General features: G+C 40.7%; 13 protein-coding genes and 4 tRNA genes. 5 read left to right on the forward strand and 12 right to left on the reverse strand.

Annotated elements, in window-relative coordinates:
* Positions 1–17 precede the first annotated feature (17 nt).
* The 9 genes from PNEUHYL_RS13545 to PNEUHYL_RS08125 all read right to left on the reverse strand — a co-directional run bounded on the left by PNEUHYL_RS13545 (position 18) and on the right by PNEUHYL_RS08125 (position 6,432).
* On the reverse strand, positions 18–1,277 hold the full coding sequence (locus PNEUHYL_RS13545) for an STY4528 family pathogenicity island replication protein (RefSeq protein WP_059366959.1): 1,260 nt from the start codon (positions 1,275–1,277) through the stop codon (positions 18–20).
* Positions 1,278–1,445: 168 nt separating this feature from the next.
* On the reverse strand, positions 1,446–2,009 hold the full coding sequence (locus PNEUHYL_RS08090) for a DUF2857 domain-containing protein (protein ID WP_059366961.1): 564 nt from the start codon (positions 2,007–2,009) through the stop codon (positions 1,446–1,448).
* The gene (locus tag PNEUHYL_RS08095; protein ID WP_059366966.1) at positions 2,002–3,762 is read right to left on the reverse strand and encodes a ParB family protein; all 1,761 of its coding nucleotides are present in this window, start codon (positions 3,760–3,762) and stop codon (positions 2,002–2,004) included. The genes PNEUHYL_RS08090 and PNEUHYL_RS08095 overlap by 8 nt, the downstream gene beginning before the upstream one ends.
* A 2-nt stretch (positions 3,763–3,764) precedes the next feature.
* Complete coding sequence (gene dnaB / locus PNEUHYL_RS08100; protein ID WP_059366968.1) at positions 3,765–5,144, reverse strand: replicative DNA helicase; 1,380 nt, start codon at positions 5,142–5,144, stop codon at positions 3,765–3,767.
* A gap of 13 nt (positions 5,145–5,157) precedes the next feature.
* On the reverse strand, positions 5,158–5,976 hold the full coding sequence (locus PNEUHYL_RS08105; RefSeq protein WP_059366973.1) for a ParA family protein: 819 nt from the start codon (positions 5,974–5,976) through the stop codon (positions 5,158–5,160).
* A 64-nt stretch (positions 5,977–6,040) separates the two neighbouring features.
* Positions 6,041–6,116 (reverse strand) — tRNA-Lys (locus tag PNEUHYL_RS08110).
* A 52-nt stretch (positions 6,117–6,168) separates the two neighbouring features.
* Positions 6,169–6,255: transfer RNA gene (locus PNEUHYL_RS08115), tRNA-Leu, on the reverse strand.
* Between the two features lie 21 nt (positions 6,256–6,276).
* Positions 6,277–6,350, reverse strand: a tRNA-Cys gene (locus tag PNEUHYL_RS08120).
* Between the two features lie 6 nt (positions 6,351–6,356).
* Positions 6,357–6,432: transfer RNA gene (locus PNEUHYL_RS08125), tRNA-Gly, on the reverse strand.
* Between the two features lie 247 nt (positions 6,433–6,679).
* Here PNEUHYL_RS08125 and PNEUHYL_RS08130 point away from each other — a divergent pair.
* From PNEUHYL_RS08130 to putP, 5 genes are all read left to right on the forward strand, one after another.
* A complete protein-coding gene (locus PNEUHYL_RS08130) occupies positions 6,680–7,792 on the forward strand; it encodes a methionine biosynthesis PLP-dependent protein (RefSeq protein ID WP_059366978.1) in 1,113 nt (370 codons plus the stop codon).
* A 14-nt stretch (positions 7,793–7,806) separates the two neighbouring features.
* Positions 7,807–8,802, forward strand: coding sequence for a 2-hydroxyacid dehydrogenase (locus tag PNEUHYL_RS08135; protein ID WP_059366983.1), 996 nt, complete (start codon positions 7,807–7,809; stop codon positions 8,800–8,802).
* Between the two features lie 118 nt (positions 8,803–8,920).
* Positions 8,921–9,244 carry a thioredoxin TrxA gene (gene trxA / locus PNEUHYL_RS08140; RefSeq protein WP_059366985.1) on the forward strand — a complete coding sequence of 108 codons (324 nt, stop codon included), beginning with the start codon at positions 8,921–8,923 and terminating at the stop codon, positions 9,242–9,244.
* Positions 9,245–9,421: 177 nt separating this feature from the next.
* Positions 9,422–12,874 carry a bifunctional proline dehydrogenase/L-glutamate gamma-semialdehyde dehydrogenase PutA gene (gene putA, locus PNEUHYL_RS08145; protein ID WP_059366987.1) on the forward strand — a complete coding sequence of 1,151 codons (3,453 nt, stop codon included), beginning with the start codon at positions 9,422–9,424 and terminating at the stop codon, positions 12,872–12,874.
* A gap of 166 nt (positions 12,875–13,040) precedes the next feature.
* Positions 13,041–14,534: a sodium/proline symporter PutP gene (putP, locus tag PNEUHYL_RS08150; protein ID WP_059366990.1), complete on the forward strand. Its 1,494-nt coding sequence runs from the start codon at positions 13,041–13,043 to the stop codon at positions 14,532–14,534.
* A 48-nt stretch (positions 14,535–14,582) separates the two neighbouring features.
* Here the strand turns inward: putP and bioB are convergent, their stop codons facing one another.
* Genes bioB through thiP form a run of 3 tightly spaced genes read right to left on the reverse strand, consistent with a single transcriptional unit; the run spans position 14,583 to position 17,835 of the window.
* The gene (bioB, locus tag PNEUHYL_RS08155; RefSeq protein WP_059366993.1) at positions 14,583–15,596 is read right to left on the reverse strand and encodes a biotin synthase BioB; all 1,014 of its coding nucleotides are present in this window, start codon (positions 15,594–15,596) and stop codon (positions 14,583–14,585) included.
* A gap of 9 nt (positions 15,597–15,605) precedes the next feature.
* Positions 15,606–16,235, reverse strand: coding sequence for a thiamine ABC transporter ATP-binding protein (thiQ, locus tag PNEUHYL_RS08160; RefSeq protein WP_059366995.1), 630 nt, complete (start codon positions 16,233–16,235; stop codon positions 15,606–15,608).
* Positions 16,228–17,835: a thiamine/thiamine pyrophosphate ABC transporter permease ThiP gene (gene thiP / locus PNEUHYL_RS08165; RefSeq protein ID WP_059366997.1), complete on the reverse strand. Its 1,608-nt coding sequence runs from the start codon at positions 17,833–17,835 to the stop codon at positions 16,228–16,230. Before thiP ends, thiQ begins: the two co-directional genes overlap by 8 nt.
* Between the last annotated feature and the right edge of the window lie 4 nt (positions 17,836–17,839).

Genomic DNA, 17,839 nt, shown 5'->3' on the forward strand with positions numbered 1-17,839 from the left:
CTTTAACCTGTACCAGACTATACCCGCATTAAACCGGCAAGTTTCCGAATGTCATCAAAATCAACACAATGCGTTTGGTATGATGAATCAGTTAAACCGGGTAATATTCGTTTAGAGCCAGATTTCTCCCCTCCTGCTTCATCGACTTGAACTGTCGAAGTTTGACGGTTTTTATTCAACAAATAAGGTTTAAATTCCCCACTGTTGGCTCGCTTAACCAAATTAAACAAGTAGCCGGCGGGCTTGAGTACTTTCCCATCTTGAATACGTTGTATTGCTTCAAAAATGACGGCTTGTAGTGTCTCTTGATCTAATTTCATCATCTCGTTTGCGATAGACTGTTTTTCCAACGCACTCAATTTAAATTGCCCTAATTGTGAATAAATAAATTCGGTACGTTCAGTACTAGTACTGTACTGAGTATTTATAGTACTAGTACTGTACTGAGTATTTATAGTACTAGTACTGTACTGTGCTTTTACTGAGTTCCCTAATGGAACTAAGCCTAAAATCAATGACTTATCGTTATTTTGGTGACTCAGTTCCCTATTGGAACTCAGCGAATTTTTACTGAGTTCCATTTTGGAACTTGGTAAATTGTTTGTTTTTTGACTCAGTTCCCTTTCTTCTTTACAGAGTTCCCTATTGGAACTCAGTAATTTTTGTTGTGTTTTTTCGATAGCCTGAGCCAAGTTTGATGGTAAGGATGGAGATACTGATTCAGGCGTTTGTTGCTCAACAAATGCTAAATAACGCTCACGGATAATTTCAATATGGGAAACTAAATGCCATACGGTATCCGAACTTTGCACAACCTCATCAACAATAGAAAGCGCGACATCGCGTAATATAGGATCACGATGTTTTGCCATCTTTTCGACAAAACGAAGATAGTCATCATTAATCACTAAACTATCTGCAATACTAAAAGGTTCATCGTTCATGACATAGACATTACCCAATATTTGTCCGTGACTATTTCGTACGGTTTCACATAATGTCAGCCAACGGGTTAAACGCAGTAACATAACCGTTTGGCTGACCACTTTACGTGATATCGGTTTTTGTTGATAGCTTCGATCTGACAACCACAACGCTAAAGTGTCATAAGAAGGAAACATCGCCCCCTTAAATTGCATTGAATGCAGCTTAATAAGCTGCCAAGCCATCTTTGCTCTTGAGGTGAGGTATTTATCCAGCAACAACCTTACCGGTACGGTCTCATGTCGATTCCCGACAAACAATAAACCTTGAAAGTCTTTATTTTCCGGTAACATTTTTTACTCCATACTTTCTATTTAGTTTTTCTATTGCCATGTTGAATAATTTCTATATTATGGAGCACCTAATGCAATGAAATGAGTACTGTCCCTTCTAACCCAAGGTGCTCCGCATTAAACAACAATCCCTAAGCGAGTTCCCCAACTCGCTTTTTATTTGGAAAATTATTTCCCTTCTTTTATCCATTGCGAAACAAGACGCCAGACTTCTGTTAAACTTAACTCCGTTTCCTCGGCGATATACATCAGCAAATCTAATCCTTCTGTAGACTGTTCAATTTCATTTGATGAAACTGAATGCTTATTCTCTTGCCAAAGTTCCCACACTTTTAACTCATCTTGTTCATCTGCGTTTTTCTTGCGACCGATATGTTCTTTAATCCCCAATAATTTTCGACGTGCCGATACTTCTGAAGAGCTCCACCCAAATCGAGAACGTAGCATTTCACCGGAAATCCCCAGGTTCAACGCACGATCAATAATGTTACGCTCTTGTGAATTTACACGGACTGACTCGATAAGATTCCAAAAAACGGAATGATTGATCTGAATAGAGGCAAAAGAACTGCTACTATCACATAGCTCACAAATTTCCTCCGTTTTCAAATTCATAATGGCGGCCAACTCAGATTCATCAAAACCTAACTGATAGCAATAATTAAGTTCACCACGGCGAATGTGGGCGATGATTTCTGAAATCAACGCTTGATTCAAATTCGTATTAAGCATTTTGACCTCCAATATGTTGTGCGTTGATATAACGGTGTAAACGAATTAAACGGAATAAACGAACGAGCATTAAATCCGACATCGTATTGCCAATTAAATAATCTGAATTTAATAAATCAGCTTGTGGTACTCGTTGTGGCTCTGTCGCCAATGTGGTTAATAGGTGATAAACAAACAACGTAAATTCCGAATATTCTTTCCCATCAAGGGGACGCATACGGTAGCTATAATCAATCGGCTCATGTTGTACATGTTCCACAAATTGCCCCAATCCCACTTCTTCAGCAATATCTAGGGCAAGAGAATAGGCTTCCATTTTATGTTTGCGGTTTGGATAGATTTTCCAAATAGTGGTGACCGGCTGTTTACCACAATTCGCAAATTCCAATCCATTAAGTGCCGCTTCTTCTTGACGTTGTTTTTCCGGATTAACACCCAGGGTAAACCCAAGATCATTAAAATGCTGAATAACCGCAGAGGAAAAATCTGTTTCTGAAATCCCTAAATGAGGTAGCAAGTCCCCGTTATCAGAGTCCGGCACAGAAGAAATACCAGATGAAGTCGTTTGATAGGTCCTCATTGAAGGAATGGTTTCATCATCTTGTTCTTTCACCTGGGGTTGCTCGGACTGTGCCAATGTCTTCTGCTCGTGACGTGTTATATTTCGCTGGGATTGCTCAACCTGTTGGGATATTGCCTCTTTAATTCGGCTCTCGCTATCTTGCGTTCGTTGTAAAATTTCCGGTTGCTTTTCAGCTAACTTCTTCAGTTTTTGTTCGGCAAGATCTATTTCAAATTTAAAGGTTTCATAGGGAATTTGATAACTGAATGCTTCGGTGATATGACCAATCAATTGATCTTGAAAATCATTGATAACAAACTCCGTTGGTTCTTCATCAAATCCGGTGAGCGCATTCATCCAAACCACATCGAAATCTTGATGAGCCTTTGTTTCTTCTATATGCTTTTCCCATGAAAGTTGTGCATTGCGACGAATCGTTAGAAGTTTTTCAATCTGAGGTTTTCCCATCCCGTTTAACAACACATTTGGAATATGCGGATATAAATACGTTAAACATTGCTCCATTTTGGCTATAATTTGATGAGATATTGGATAACCATTCTCGCCTAGTTTTTCACTGAGCTTACGATGTGAAAAATATTCGCCATATTTTTGCTCATATAACTTTTTCACCTCACGAATCCCTAGGGCTTTTTCAATAAAAGAAAGCTCACCCCGCACATCATTTTCAGCCAAATGCCCAATCAAAATATTAAGTTGTGAATTGATATCATCCGCTTCACCTTGCCAAGGTTTAAAAACGCACTCAATCGACCAAAAACGAAGATCTTTCGTTTCTTTAAAGAGCTCATTAAGTGCCTGTAAACGGGTATTACCGCCATCTAAAATCGTGTAAAAACTATCTCCGGGACGTTGGGTAATATTCGGTGAATGATCCAATCCACGGGATTTTATTGATGCCTTAATTTCTTCGTAGGCCGGGTTTTTAGTACGACGGGGATTACCTTCATAAGGACGTAGCTGATCTAAGGTAACCGTAATTAAGCGATTACCACTTTGCATTTCCGTTTCTGATGAAACGGACTGATAGGGATTGAGAGATTGGCTTTGTACCATTTTTTCATATTCCGGCGAATGATTCATAATTGCAGGTGTGGATAACGCTGCCAACATTTTTTTCGCACGTTCTTCTTTATTTTTAGAAGGAACAAAAGGATTTTTCACACTCATTTTTATAATCTCGCTAATCGTTCATATTCTTCATCCGGGATATTCTCAAAAAGTGACAATTCCCCTCTAAACTGACTTAATACTGTGCCAATCGGACCATTACGTTGCTTGGCTATAATGATTTCAGCAATACCCGGCATTTCCGTATTGTCGTTATACACTTCATCCCGATAGATAAAGAAAATCATATCGGCATCCTGCTCCAGTGAGCCTGAATCTCGTAAATCCGAGGAGATAGGTCGTTTATCTGCACGCTGTTCCAAATTTCGGTTTAACTGGGACAGGGCGATAATTGGGCAGCCTATTTCTTTTGCTAACTGTTTCAGCTGCGTTGAAATACTGCTAATTTCTAAGTTTCGATTTTTACCGTCTTTATAAGTCGGGTCAGACATTAACTGTAAATAATCAATAATAATGACCGAAGGTATGCCATATTTACGAACATTACGACGAACTTTCGTCCGTAGGAGTTGTGGCGTGAGGTAACTGTTATCATCTAATAACAAGCGGTCTTTCCACTGATGTGCAATCATGCCAAAAGCGTTACCAATCCTTGCCCACTCTGTTTCATCAATTTGAATGGCTTGACGTATTCTTTGTAAGGGAACTCGGGCAAGGAGTGCCAGGAGACGTTGCATAATTTGCTCTGCCGGCATCTCAAGGCTGTAATACTGAACAGTACTTCCTTCTTTCTGTTCAAGTGCTGCTTTGGCAAAGGTCAGTGAAAGTGCGGTTTTACCCATTGAAGGGCGAGCAGCAAGTAAAATCAAATCACCGGCTTGTGAACCGGTTGTATTCACATCAAGACGATCAATACCAAACGATGTCCCGGTAACAGGGGAAAGATTCTTTTTGCTTTCATCCATTCTTGTTACAATGAGATTGAGTACTTCAGATAAATTGACATTTGTTTCTTTATCTGAACGATTCAGGGTCAACTCCGTCAATCGCTTTTCTGTATTAGAAATCAGTGCATCAAGTGAATCCTGGGAATTCACTTTTCCGGTTTCCTTTCTTAGAAAATCGCCTAACGCATAAAGTTGGCGGGCTTGACTATCGGTCCGTACAATCTTGGCATAGGCTTCAACATTGGTTGCACTTGGTGTCTTATGTGTAATTTCAGCCAAATACGCAAGCCCACCGCACTCTTCAAGCCAGTTCTGTTGTTTTAACGCATGTTCTACCGTCACCATATCAGCCGGTTCATTATTCATAAGAAGCTGACTGATAACGGTAAACATCAATCGATGATGACTGAGATAGAAATTATCTGCTGTTATAATAGAACTCAATTCATCCCATTTATTATTATCAAGAAGCAATCCGCCAATCACGGATTGCTCTGCTTCAATATTGCAAATCATTGGAGGCTGTTGACTCATCTTTCACCTCCAATTAACGAGTTTGGAATTTATCCGCCCATTGCGGGAAAAGTGAAATACAGAGCTTGCGGATATTCTCTTTTTCATCCTTATTATGGCGGTGAACAGGAAGGGCAAGACTGGCTGCTTCACGATAAGCCACACGTGCCGGAATCGCTAATTCAAGCAATTCCATATAGCTATCATTGCTTTCGATGAAGAGTTTACGCAGACTTTCAACCACTGATTTTGCGTCGTTGGTTTTGTCTAAGCAGTTAATGACTGCTTTTAATTGAGGTAATTTGAAACCATGTTTGGTAAAGACTTGAAGTTGCTGATAAAGCCCCATTGTTCCCCGAACAAATTCACGAGCTGATAGCAACTCAGGTTTGAGTGGCGAAATGACCAAATCACTTGCCAATACAGACATATCGACAGTGATCCCTTTTGTTCCTCTTGTATCAACGAGAATTAAATCATAGTTTTCTAAGGAACGGACAAGATCATTGAAACGCAACATCCCATCCGGAGAATTACGTAAATGTGTGGTAATCGCATCCGTAGGATCATTAGATTGGATAATATCGAGATGAGTATACTCGGTTTTTGAAATGACTTGCTCAGGGTTTGTATTACTTTGAATAAGGAATTCAAATAATCCCTGAGGTGCTGTGTAGTTTAAATTGTAGTAGGTAGATAAAGTTGGTTGAACATCGGTGTCTATCATCAAAGTGCGCAAACCACAGTCTGCACAAAACGCACCGATATTGGCAACATTCGTTGATTTCGTTACGCCCCCTTTAGTGGACATAACCGTAACGATAAATGCTGAATTTTGGGATAAATTTTCCATAGTCAAACTCTCTTGTCAAGAGCAAACTAATGAAAAGCCTAGAGGTAAGTGATTAAGATAGCATTGGTGGGTCGTGAAGGATTCGAACCTTCGACCAACGGATTAAAAGTCCGCTGCTCTACCGACTGAGCTAACGACCCTAAGAATAGGATATTAAAGAAGTTTTTCAGCGAATAGTTAGCAGCCATTAGATGGTGCCCGAAGCCAGACTTGAACTGGCACGCCTCGAAAGGCGAGGGATTTTAAATCCCTTGTGTCTACCGATTCCACCACTCGGGCAAACTAACTTACAGCGTATTATGGAGGCGTGTCCCGGAGTCGAACCGAGCTACATGGATTTGCAATCCAGTGCATAACCGCTTTGCTAACACGCCAGTAATTGGAGCGGGAAACGAGGCTCGAACTCGCGACCCCGACCTTGGCAAGGTCGTGCTCTACCAACTGAGCTATTCCCGCATTCGCTGTTAGTGGTGCGCATTTTACGGAAATTTTAAACGCTGTCAATCACAGATCTTAAAAAAAATCTTAACCGTCTAAAAAAACTGCATATCGTTTAAATTATTAACAACAAATGATGAAAAAATGAAATTTATTGCAATCCCTCAATTTCTCCTTTGTATCACTTAGGGCTTTATGCCAAAATGTTTTCGTTCTTTTTTAATAAAAAGTGCGGTCGCTTTTTTAAATTATTTTCGAGGATATTATGACAACACAACAATACACAATTGATACCCTACTCGCCCAAGCCGGCAATCGTAGCGACGAACGTACCGGTGCGGTTTCTACCCCAATTTTCCTTTCTACTGCATACGGACACCATGGCATTGGTGAAAGCACCGGGTTTGATTATACACGGACAAAAAACCCGACTCGTACCGTATTAGAAGAGACTATCGCTCAATTAGAAAACGGAGAGCGGGGCTTTGCATTTTCATCCGGTATGGCGGCAATCCAAGTATTAATGACTCTTTTTACTGCACCGGACGAGTGGATTGTTTCCAGTGATGTCTATGGCGGAACTTATCGCCTTTTAGATTTTGCTTACAAAAAGAATAATAGTGTCAAACCGGTTTACGTTAATACCGCCTCTGCTGCAGATATTGAAGCCGCCATTACGCCCAATACCAAAGCAATTTTTATTGAGACACCGTCTAACCCATTAATGGAAGAATGCGATGTAGCGGAAATCGCAAAACTTGCTAAAAAACATCAATTAATGTTAATCGTCGATAATACGTTCTTAACTCCCGTGCTTTCCCGCCCATTAGATTTAGGGGCGGATATTGTTATTCATAGCGGTACGAAGTACATTGCAGGTCATAATGATGTCCTTGTCGGTTTAATCGTGGCGAAAGGTCAAGAGCTTTGTGAGCGTATCGCTTACATTCAAAATGGCGCCGGTGCAGTACTTTCGCCTTTTGATTCGTGGTTAACAATTCGTGGAATGAAAACCCTCTCTCTACGCATGAAACGCCATCAAGAAAATGCTCAGGCGATCGCTGAATTTTTAAAATCCCAACCGCAGATTGAATCGGTTCTTTATCCGAACAAAGGGGGAATGCTTTCTTTTCGTTTGAAAAATGAAAACTGGATCAACACGTTCTTAAAATCTATCAAGCTTATCACTTTTGCGGAAAGTCTTGGCGGAACGGAAAGTTTTATTACTTATCCGGCAACCCAAACCCACATGGATATTCCGGAAACAGAACGTATCGCTCGCGGTATCACCAATACTTTATTGCGTTTTTCAGTAGGTATTGAAAATGTAGAAGATATCAAAGCAGATTTACTTCAGGCCTTTTCTCAGTTGAAATAATCCTTGGAGGCAAGATGAAAATCGCCGTTTACAGTACAAAGAATTATGACCGTAAATACTTTGAATTAATTAATGCAAAATATGGTTTTAATCTTGAATTTTTCGACTTCATGTTAAATGAAAACACAGCCCGTCTAGCGGAACATTGCGAAGTAGTTTGTATTTTTGTCAATGATGACGGAAGTCGAAAAGTACTGGAAAAATTAACCGCACTTGGCGTAAAAGTCATTGCGCTGCGTTGTGCCGGTTTCAATAATGTGGATTTAAAAGCGGCACAGGATCTTGGCCTTCAAGTGGTTCGTGTGCCGGCTTATTCTCCCGAAGCCGTGGCTGAACATACCGTCGGCCTCATGATGACACTTAATCGCCGGATTCATCGTGCTTATCAACGTACCCGTGAAGCCAATTTTTCTTTAGAAGGGCTTATCGGATTTAATATGCACGGACGAACAGTGGGAATCATCGGTACGGGTAAAATCGGGATTGCCGTTATGCGAATCTTAAAAGGTTTTGGTATGCATATTCTGGCTTATGATCCTTTTAAAAACCCCGTAGCTGAGGAACTCGGTGCAAAATATGTCGAACTTGACGAGCTTTATGAAAAATCTCACGTCATCACGCTACACTGCCCCGCGACGCCGGAAAATTACCATTTACTCAATCGTGACGCTTTTGCAAAGATGAAGGATGGGGTCATGATCATAAATACAAGCCGTGGCACCCTCATTGATACATTGGCTGCAATTGATGCGCTAAAGCAATGCAAAATTGGAGCATTAGGAATGGATGTATATGAAAATGAACGCGATCTATTTTTTGAGGATAAATCTAATGAAGTCATTCAAGATGATGTCTTCCGACGCCTTTCTTCTTGCCATAATGTACTCCTTACTGGTCATCAAGCTTTCCTAACGGAAGAAGCATTAACCAGTATTGCGGACGTCACACTGGACAATGTATATAAACTAAAATCAGGCAAACCTTGTAAAAACTTGGTTTACCCCTCTTAGCTTTTAGTAATTAAATTAATAAGTGTATTTTTAAACAACTCGTGCTATTCTGACCGCACTTGTAATTTCACAAAATGCCCTTACATAAGGGCATTATTCACAGACAAAGGAAATAAAAATGAGCCAAGTACTACACACAACAGATGCAACATTTGAAGCGGATGTATTACGTTCTGATGTTCCGGTATTAGTTGACTTTTGGGCGCCATGGTGTGGCCCTTGCAAAATGATCGCACCGGTATTAGACGAACTTGCACCGGAATTTGCAGGCAAAGTAAAAATCGTAAAAATCAATGTTGATGAAAACCAACTGGTTGCCGGTCAATTCGGTGTACGCAGTATCCCGACTTTACTTTTAATGAAAAACGGTGAGGTCGTTGCAACACAAGTAGGCGCACTACCAAAAGGTCAGTTAGCTAACTTTATCAATCAACATATTTAATCATCTCTAAATCCTCTTATTAAACTTAAATAAGAGGATTTTTTATATTCCTCTCTCATTACACATTTTTTCTGTGATATTACTCACAAATATCAAAAGCTTTTGTTTACATTTTGTTTAAATGGATTTACTTTCAAAAAATAATCTTGTAACACAATAGAAACAAAGGGTTATCAAATGTCTATTTCACTTTCTAAAACTTATTCTCCCAAACGCCGAAGCATTACTGAAAACTATCGTCTTGATGAAAAAATAGCAGTAGATCAACTAATGGCAACGCTTGATTTTACCGAAGAACAAGAAAAACGTATTACAGATCATGCAACCAAACTCATCAATAAACTACGCCACATTAAACAGAAACAGTATGGCGCAGATGCCTTAATGGAAGAGTTTTCTTTAAGTTCTGAAGAAGGTGTGGCATTGATGTGTTTGGCAGAAGCCTTATTGCGTATTCCCGATGACAAAACCCGTGATGATCTCATCTACGAAAAATTGCAAGACGGCAATTGGCAATCCCATCTGGGCAACTCAAAATCTTTTTTCATTAATGCCGCCAGTTATGGTTTGATGTTCGGTAGAAAAATCAGTGAAAATCTCACAGAGACTCAAGTCACCGATAATTTAAAAAATATCTTTTCCCGTTTCGCCGCGCCTGTCATGCGTCAGGTCATGGTGAAATCCATTCAGATTATAGGGAAGCAATTTGTCGCAGGCGTAAATATACATGAAGCGCTAAAACACACTCAACCCCGCTACAAAAAAGGATTTACTTTCTCATTCGATATGTTGGGTGAAGCCGCAATGACTGCGAGCGATGCGGATCGTTACTTCAATGATTATTTACATGCCATTGAAGAAGTCGGTAAAAATGCCGTTGATCGAAATATTTACAACGGTAATAGTATCTCTGTAAAACTTTCCGCCATTCATCCGAAATATAATCGTGCAAAATATGATCGCACAATGAATGAGCTTTATCCTCGTATAAAACAACTCTTCTTACTGGCACAAAAATACAACATTAGTGTAAATATTGATGCGGAAGAAGCCAATCGCCTCGAACTCTCTCTTGATTTGATCGAAAAATTACTTGATGAACCGGAACTCAAAGATTACAAGGGAATTGGTTTTGTTGTACAAAGCTACTCTAAACGCTGTCCTTATGTTTTAGATTATTTGATTAATCTTGCCCGTGAAAAACAACACTATTTGATGATCCGCCTAGTAAAAGGTGCTTACTGGGATAGTGAAATCAAATGGGCGCAAACCGATGGTTTAGACGATTTCCCGCTTTTCACCCGTAAAAATCATACCGATATTGCCTATGTTGCTTGCGCCAAAAAATTGTTGGAAGCACAGGATGTTATCTACCCACAATTTGCGACCCACAATATTCTAACCATGTGTACTATCTATGAACTCGGACAAGGAAAAAAATTTGAGTTTCAATGCTTGTACGGTATGGGGGAAAACCTTTACGACAATATCGTGGGTAATGAAAACTTCAGCCAACAAGTTCGTGTTTATACTCCGGTAGGGACTCATGAAACCTTACTTGCTTACCTCGTTCGCCGTTTGCTTGAAAATGGTGCAAATTCTTCCTTTGTTCATCAATTAGTGGACGAGAGTATTCCGGTTTCTCAGTTAGTTACTCCGCCGTGGAAACTGTATAGTAGATCCAATGACGAACCCAATAAACTGGTACGTAACCCCCTTGAATTATTTCACGATCGTCTTAATTCCGCCGGCTTTGATTTAACCAACGAGCTGGTATTGGAAAAACTTGAGCAAGCCTTGAATAACGCTCAAATCGAAAATGCGGAATCCCTTACCCTACTGGCAGCTCCAAGCCAACAATCCATACAGTATGTGAAAAATCCTGCAAAACTAACAGAAACTATCGGTGAAATACGTTTCTTAGAAATCGATCAAGCGCAAGCGGTATTTTCAGCCGCTACCAACCAAAACTGGAATGCAAAAAGTGCGGTCGAAAAAGCCAATATTTTACGCAAAGCGGCTGATCACTATGAAGAGAATCACGGTTTATTGATGAAATTAGCAATGATTGAAGCCGGCAAAACGTTACCGAATGCTATTGCAGAACTTCGTGAGGCAGTTGATTTTCTCCGCTATTATGCAAATCAACTTGAAAGTCTGTCGGCTATCAATAAACTGGGTGAAGCCCGTGGCAACGTACTTTGTATTTCTCCTTGGAATTTCCCACTGGCAATCTTTACCGGTCAAATTGCTGCGTCCCTCGCTGCCGGTAATGCGGTGATAGCCAAACCTGCGGAACAAACCTCACTCATTGCTTATGTAGCGGTAAAATTGCTTCACCAAGCCGGTATTCCAAGAGAAGCCTTACAATTAGTATTAGGGGACGGAGAACTCGGGGCGGCACTTGTCCAACAACCGTTTGACGGCGTCGTATTCACCGGCTCAACCGAAGTAGCAAAACTGATCGAAAAACGTTTAGCTGTGGCAGACAATGATCCTATTTTGATTGCGGAAACAGGCGGACAAAACGTACTGGTAGTCGATAGCTCCGCCTTACCGGAACAAGTGGTCGCAGATGTATTAAGCTCCGCTTTTGATTCAGCAGGTCAACGCTGCTCCGCCCTTCGTATTCTATTACTGCAAGAAGAAATCGCCGATCAGTACTACCGAATGATTAGCGAGGCAATGAAAGAGTTAAGCCTCGGTGATCCACGTTTACTTGAAACCGATATTGGCCCGGTTATTGACGAAGAAGCAAAACAAAACTTGCTCAACCATCAAGCCAATATGCGTAAAGTGGCAGTTGCTTATACTGAACTAGCTGTACCGGAAGACGGGCATTTTATCGCTCCGTCCGTTTATCTGTTAGATAATCTCGATCAGCTACAAAGAGAAGTATTCGGCCCTATCCTGCATATTATTCGCTATCGCAAGGAAGAGCTCATCAACGTACTCGACAAAGTCAATGAAAAAGGTTATGCCTTAACCGGAGGTTGTCACAGTCGGATCCGTAAACAAATGAGCTTAGTGGAAAAACACCTCAATTGCGGTAATTTCTATATCAACCGAAATATCGTTGGTGCGGTCGTGGGAGTACAACCGTTCGGAGGACATGGTTTATCCGGTACGGGGCCTAAAGCAGGCGGAGAATTTTATCTCCAACGCTTAACCCGTACACCAAATTATTACAGCCAATTTGGTGATGAAAACAGCCTCCCGCAATCTAAACCGGTATTGGAAAGTATTACTGGTGAACATAATAGCCTTGCCTATTTACCTTGTGAAGTCGCAATCCTTAACGGCGATTTATCAGCTTCTCAGTCGGCAGCAGAAAAACTATTATCGGCAGGTTTTACTGTTTTGGTTGAACCTAGCCACCCGCTTGCCCAAAATCGCCAAGCGGGGATTCGGGTCGATACCAAACTCGGACACTGTCAAAAAGGCGTGTATTTGACCGCACTTGATACACAACGTCGCCTATGGTTAGCGGAAAACAGTAAAGCGATCTTTAAATGTTTCGACTGGTGTACAACACAAGATTTATTACCTTTATATGATGAATTCTCTCGTAGCTATAACACAACGGCTGCCGGAGGAAACACATCATTAATGGCGGCAGAAGAACATTGATTTAAAAAGTCTATAAAAAATGACGATCTTTGTTTTCTTTTTATGATTAACAAGCGAAAATATCGCCCTTTGTAAAATAGAGTTTATTCAGCCACAGTGTAGCTCATTATTTAAATGGCTGAATAGTGCTCTACAAAGGCAGTACCTTAATAACAGGAGTAAAGCTATGCAGATTTACATCACATTTGGCTTGTATTTATTGGTAATTTTAGGCATTGGTTTGTATGCCTACCGTTCAACTCAGAACTTTGACGATTATATTCTCGGCGGACGAAAAATGGGCAGCTTTGTAACAGCAATGTCTGCCGGTGCTTCCGATATGTCAGGTTGGCTCTTAATGGGCTTACCAGGTGCAATTTATCTCTCCGGCTTATCCGAAGCATGGATTGCTGTCGGGCTGACAGTCGGTGCTTTTCTGAACTATAAAATTGTCGCCGGACGTTTACGTATTTTCACTGAAAAGTATAACAACGCTCTCACTTTACCTGAATTCTTCGCCCAACGATTCCCGCGTCAGAAAAAAGCGTTAAAAATTATTTCTTCCTCCATTATTTTATTCTTCTTCACTATTTACTGTGCTTCCGGTGTAGTCGCAGGGGCAAAATTGTTCCAAAGTTTACTTGGATTGGATTATTATACCGCGCTTTGGTTGGGGGCAATTGCCACTATCGCTTATACCTTTATCGGCGGTTATTTGGCTGTCTCTTGGAGTGATACTATTCAAGCCTCTTTAATGATTTTTGCGCTCATTCTTGCACCGGTAATGGCATTCGTGAATATCGGATGGGAAGAAATCAACGCAGCGTTAGCCGCCAAGTCCGCCGCGACCAATATTCCATATAGTAACTGGTTACATAATGTATCGGGAATCGGCGTTATTTCTGCTCTTGCTTGGGGGTTAGGTTATTTCGGACAACCGCATATCTTGGCTCGCTTTATGGCGGCAGATTCGGTGTCAGCACTTAATAAAGCGCGAACAATCGGTATTGTGTGGATGTTCCTCTGTCTAGGGGGAGCCGTATCGGTAGGTTACTTTGGTTTGGCTTATTTCACTCACCAAAATATTCCACTCGAAAATGCAGAATCTATTTTTATTGAACTTTCAAAAGTGATGTTTAATCCGTGGATTGTCGGCATTGTTTTATCAGCAATTTTAGCCGCGGTCATGAGTACGCTATCCGCTCAATTGTTAATGTGCTCGGCTGCGATTACTGAAGATTTCTATAAAGGTTTCTTCCGTAAAAGTGCCTCAAGCCAAGAATTAGTATGGGTTGGTCGCATAATGGTATTGGCTATTTCCGTTGTTGCCATTGTCATCGCCCAAGATCCAAACTCTAAAGTGATGGGATTGGTATCTTATGCTTGGGCAGGTTTCGGTGCAGCATTCGGGCCTGTGGTCATTCTCTCACTCTTTAACCGTAATATTAGTTCTAAAGCGGCATTATGGGGGATGTTATCAGGTGCTGTAACCGTAGTGGGTTGGAGTCCATTAATGAAATTCTTAGGCTGGGACGATTTATCTCAACTTTATGAAATTATCCCCGGCTTCTTAGTTTGTTCATTTATTACACTCACATCCTCTGTGTTTTCCCCTGTACACCCTCTTGTTGCGGAACAGTTTGACGAAGCATTAGCGGAGTTTGAATCAAAAAATAATTAAAATCGAAAAGTGCGGTTAAAATTAACCGCACTTTTTATCCCTTCTACTCTATCGTTCAAGTGTTTTTCGATTTTCTTCTGTTTCGGGTTCAAGATCGAGTTTTGCCATAAGTAATCGATCACCGTCTTCTTCAGGATTACCGGTAACGAGTAATTTATCACCATAGAAAATAGAATTGGCACCAGCCATAAAACACATAGCCTGCATTTCTTCCGTCATTCCTTGGCGTCCTGCCGATAAGCGCACATAACTTTTGGGCATCGTAATTCGTGCAACGGCAATAGTACGAACAAATTCCGTCCAGTCTAAATCTTCCGCATCAACCAGAGGGGTTCCCTCCACTTTAACTAACTGATTAATGGGAACCGATTCAGGTTGAGGATCTAAATTCGCAAGACTGGCAATTAAACCGGCACGCTCTTTACGGGTCTCATTCATTCCCACGATACCGCCACAACATACTTTTAAACCTGCTTTACGAACTTTACCTAAGGTACTTAAGCGGTCATCAAAACGGCGTGTGCCGATAACCTCATGATAATGTTCCGGTGCGGTATCAAGATTATGATTATAATAATCCAATCCCGCCTCTTTCAATTCTTCAGCCATTCCGTCTTGTAATAATCCAAACGTACCACAAGTTTCCAAGCCAAGTTCTTTCACAGCCTTAATAATTTGCGTTACTTTTCCCATATCTTTGGGTTTCGGGCCACGCCACGCCGCCCCCATACAAAATCGCCCTGCGCCGCGAGACTTAGCAATTTTAGCTTTAGCAATAATTTCGTCCACATCCAATAATTGCTGATTTTGCACACCGGTTTGATAACGTGCCGATTGCGGACAATAACCGCAATCTTCCGGACAACCGCCTGTTTTAATTGACATTAATGTTGAAAGTTGAATTGCCTGCGGATTAAAATGTTCGCGATGTACTTGTGCAGCACGATAAATCAACTCCAAAAAAGGCGTTTCATACAACGCTTCTACTTTACAAACAGACCAATACTCCACTGAGGGATGAGGGGTTATTTCGGTTAATTGAACAGATTGTACGGTTGTCATACTTTTTTCCTATAAATTTTGTCCCTGATGAATATGAATAATACGATCAATATGCCCTTCTAATTCCTTAGGCTGATGGGTAACAAGCAGTAAGGTTAGCATTTTTTCATCACATAACTGGTCGAGCAACTTTAACATTTCCATACGTAATTGCGGATCAAGTGCGGAGAAAGGTTCATCCAATAATAAAATGGGTTTATCACGTAACAGACAACGTGCCAATGCAACACGTTGTTTTTGTCCACCGGAAAGTGCGGTCGATTTTCTCGTTAAAAAATCCTGTAAATTGACCGCACTTGCGACTTGTTCAATTCGCATTTCCTCTTCCTTTGAAAGGGACAAATTCGGTTTTAAGCCTAATGCGATATTTTCCGCCACGGTTAAATGAGTGAACAAATTATTTTCTTGAAATAACATGGAAACCGGACGTTCATAAGGGGCGCTTCTCGTATGATTTTCACCGTTAAGCCAAATTTCCCCCGCATTGGCATAATCAAAACCGGCGATCAGATTTAATAAAGTGCTTTTTCCCGCACCACTCTCACCGATAATTGCGACTTTTTCTTGCTCACAAATATGCAAATCAAACATCATCGGCATGGATTGATAATTAAATTTCACTTGTTTTAATTTAATCATTGTTTTCCCTATTGTGTTCAATAAACATAAATAATCCAAGGCATAAGCTAAGCAGAATCAATGCCGTAATCGCCGCCTCTTGACTCCGATACTGTCCGATTTGTTGATAAAGCAAGTGCGGTAAAGAAGTAAAATCCGGACTGCCAAACAACGCAATTGCCGTAAAATCCCCTAAAGAGAGCGTTGTCGCCAAAGTAAAGCTATATTTTAGCGGTGTTTTTAATAAGGGATATTCAATTAATTTGAAGCGTTGCCACCCTTTAAGATTTAGCGATAAACACAACTTTTCGTAATACTGCATGGCTTGCATCATCGGTGTGTTTAAAATTCGAATGACAAAAGGCATTGCGGCTAACGCATTACACAGCACGACAATTAAAAATAAATGAACATTGCTAAAATCCATTTCCTGTAAAATTAAAAATAATCCTACCGAGAGAATTAACGTCGGTACGGCTAAAATCATCATACCACCGGTTTGAATGAGGGTTGCAAACACAGGAAAATGAAGCCATTGTAGCTGGCGGGAAAGCAGAAGTAGTAAAAAAGAAAATACTATCGCTAATACACCTGAAGCGGGTGCCATCGAAAGGGAATAGATTAACGCTTTCCATAATTGGGGATCTTGCCAAAAACTAAACCATTCCGGTGCGCTCACCCCTTCCACCACAATACTCAGCAATGGTATGAAAAGAAATAAACATACGCTAAACAAAATAAAAACATTAAAAATTTTGACCGCACTTGATGGCGGCATCAACCAAATATAGCGTTGGGAAAGGTTGGTTTCCGGCGGTTTAGCAAAAATTTGGGATACCCCAAATAATACAAAGCAAAAAACAAATTGAATCAAGGCAAATAAAGCCGCTTTAGGAAAATCAAATTCAAAAAAGATCGCTTGGTAAATAGCAACCTCCAAAGTGCTATTTTGTGGCCCGCCGCCAAGAGAAAGCACGATGGTGAAACTGGTAAAACACAGCATAAAAATGAGAACAAAAGTCGGTAAAAGCTGGTTTTTAAGATAAGGTATTTCAATTAAACGAAAAAATTGCCAACCTCGAATATTTAATTGTGCGGCTAACTGATGTTGTTCTGAGGGAATAGCTTGCAAGGCTTGTTGCGTTACCCTAGCAGCAAGGGGAATATTAAAAAAGAGGTGGGCAATTAATATACCGTTCAACCCATAAATTGTCGGTTTCCAATTAATCCCTAACCACTTCATTAGCCGGCTTAGCCAACCCTCTGTGCCATAAATTTCGAGTAAGCCAAAGATCGCCAAAAGCGCCGGCAACACAAAAGTAAGGGAAAGGAAACGCTGGATAAGACGTTTTCCCGGGAAAGGCTGATAAAAAAACGCACGTCCAAATAATGCCCCGATCAGCACGGCAAGCAATGCTGACAAAAAGGCTTGCCCGAAGCTAAAAAAGATAACTTGGTGTAAATAGTCATCCTGCTTGAAAGCCTCCCAAGAATAATTTCCACAGACGGAAAATACCGCAGAAAGCGATGTGCTATAAAGCAAAACAATGAAAAAAATAACCGCACTTCCGCCAATATAATGACGAGGACGGAAATGCGGATGAGAAAACAACGATATCATTAGA

Origin of the sequence: Rodentibacter caecimuris, assembly GCF_001019715.1 — a bacterium.
GTDB classification, from domain to species: Bacteria; Pseudomonadota; Gammaproteobacteria; order Enterobacterales; family Pasteurellaceae; genus Rodentibacter; species Rodentibacter caecimuris.

What these genes read in the sequence shown, in the direction of transcription:
- PNEUHYL_RS13545 (WP_059366959.1), bottom strand. Translation starts at nt 1,277, where the DNA reads ATGTTACCGGAAAATAAAGACTTTCAAGGTTTATTGTTTGTCGGGAAT.
- PNEUHYL_RS08090 (WP_059366961.1), bottom strand. Translation starts at nt 2,009, where the DNA reads ATGCTTAATACGAATTTGAATCAAGCGTTGATTTCAGAAATCATCGCC.
- PNEUHYL_RS08095 (WP_059366966.1), bottom strand. Translation starts at nt 3,762, where the DNA reads ATGAGTGTGAAAAATCCTTTTGTTCCTTCTAAAAATAAAGAAGAACGT.
- dnaB (WP_059366968.1), bottom strand. Translation starts at nt 5,144, where the DNA reads ATGAGTCAACAGCCTCCAATGATTTGCAATATTGAAGCAGAGCAATCC.
- PNEUHYL_RS08105 (WP_059366973.1), bottom strand. Translation starts at nt 5,976, where the DNA reads ATGGAAAATTTATCCCAAAATTCAGCATTTATCGTTACGGTTATGTCC.
- PNEUHYL_RS08130 (WP_059366978.1), top strand. Translation starts at nt 6,680, where the DNA reads ATGACAACACAACAATACACAATTGATACCCTACTCGCCCAAGCCGGC.
- PNEUHYL_RS08135 (WP_059366983.1), top strand. Translation starts at nt 7,807, where the DNA reads ATGAAAATCGCCGTTTACAGTACAAAGAATTATGACCGTAAATACTTT.
- trxA (WP_059366985.1), top strand. Translation starts at nt 8,921, where the DNA reads ATGAGCCAAGTACTACACACAACAGATGCAACATTTGAAGCGGATGTA.
- putA (WP_059366987.1), top strand. Translation starts at nt 9,422, where the DNA reads ATGTCTATTTCACTTTCTAAAACTTATTCTCCCAAACGCCGAAGCATT.
- putP (WP_059366990.1), top strand. Translation starts at nt 13,041, where the DNA reads ATGCAGATTTACATCACATTTGGCTTGTATTTATTGGTAATTTTAGGC.
- bioB (WP_059366993.1), bottom strand. Translation starts at nt 15,596, where the DNA reads ATGACAACCGTACAATCTGTTCAATTAACCGAAATAACCCCTCATCCC.
- thiQ (WP_059366995.1), bottom strand. Translation starts at nt 16,235, where the DNA reads ATGATTAAATTAAAACAAGTGAAATTTAATTATCAATCCATGCCGATG.
- thiP (WP_059366997.1), bottom strand. Translation starts at nt 17,835, where the DNA reads ATGATATCGTTGTTTTCTCATCCGCATTTCCGTCCTCGTCATTATATT.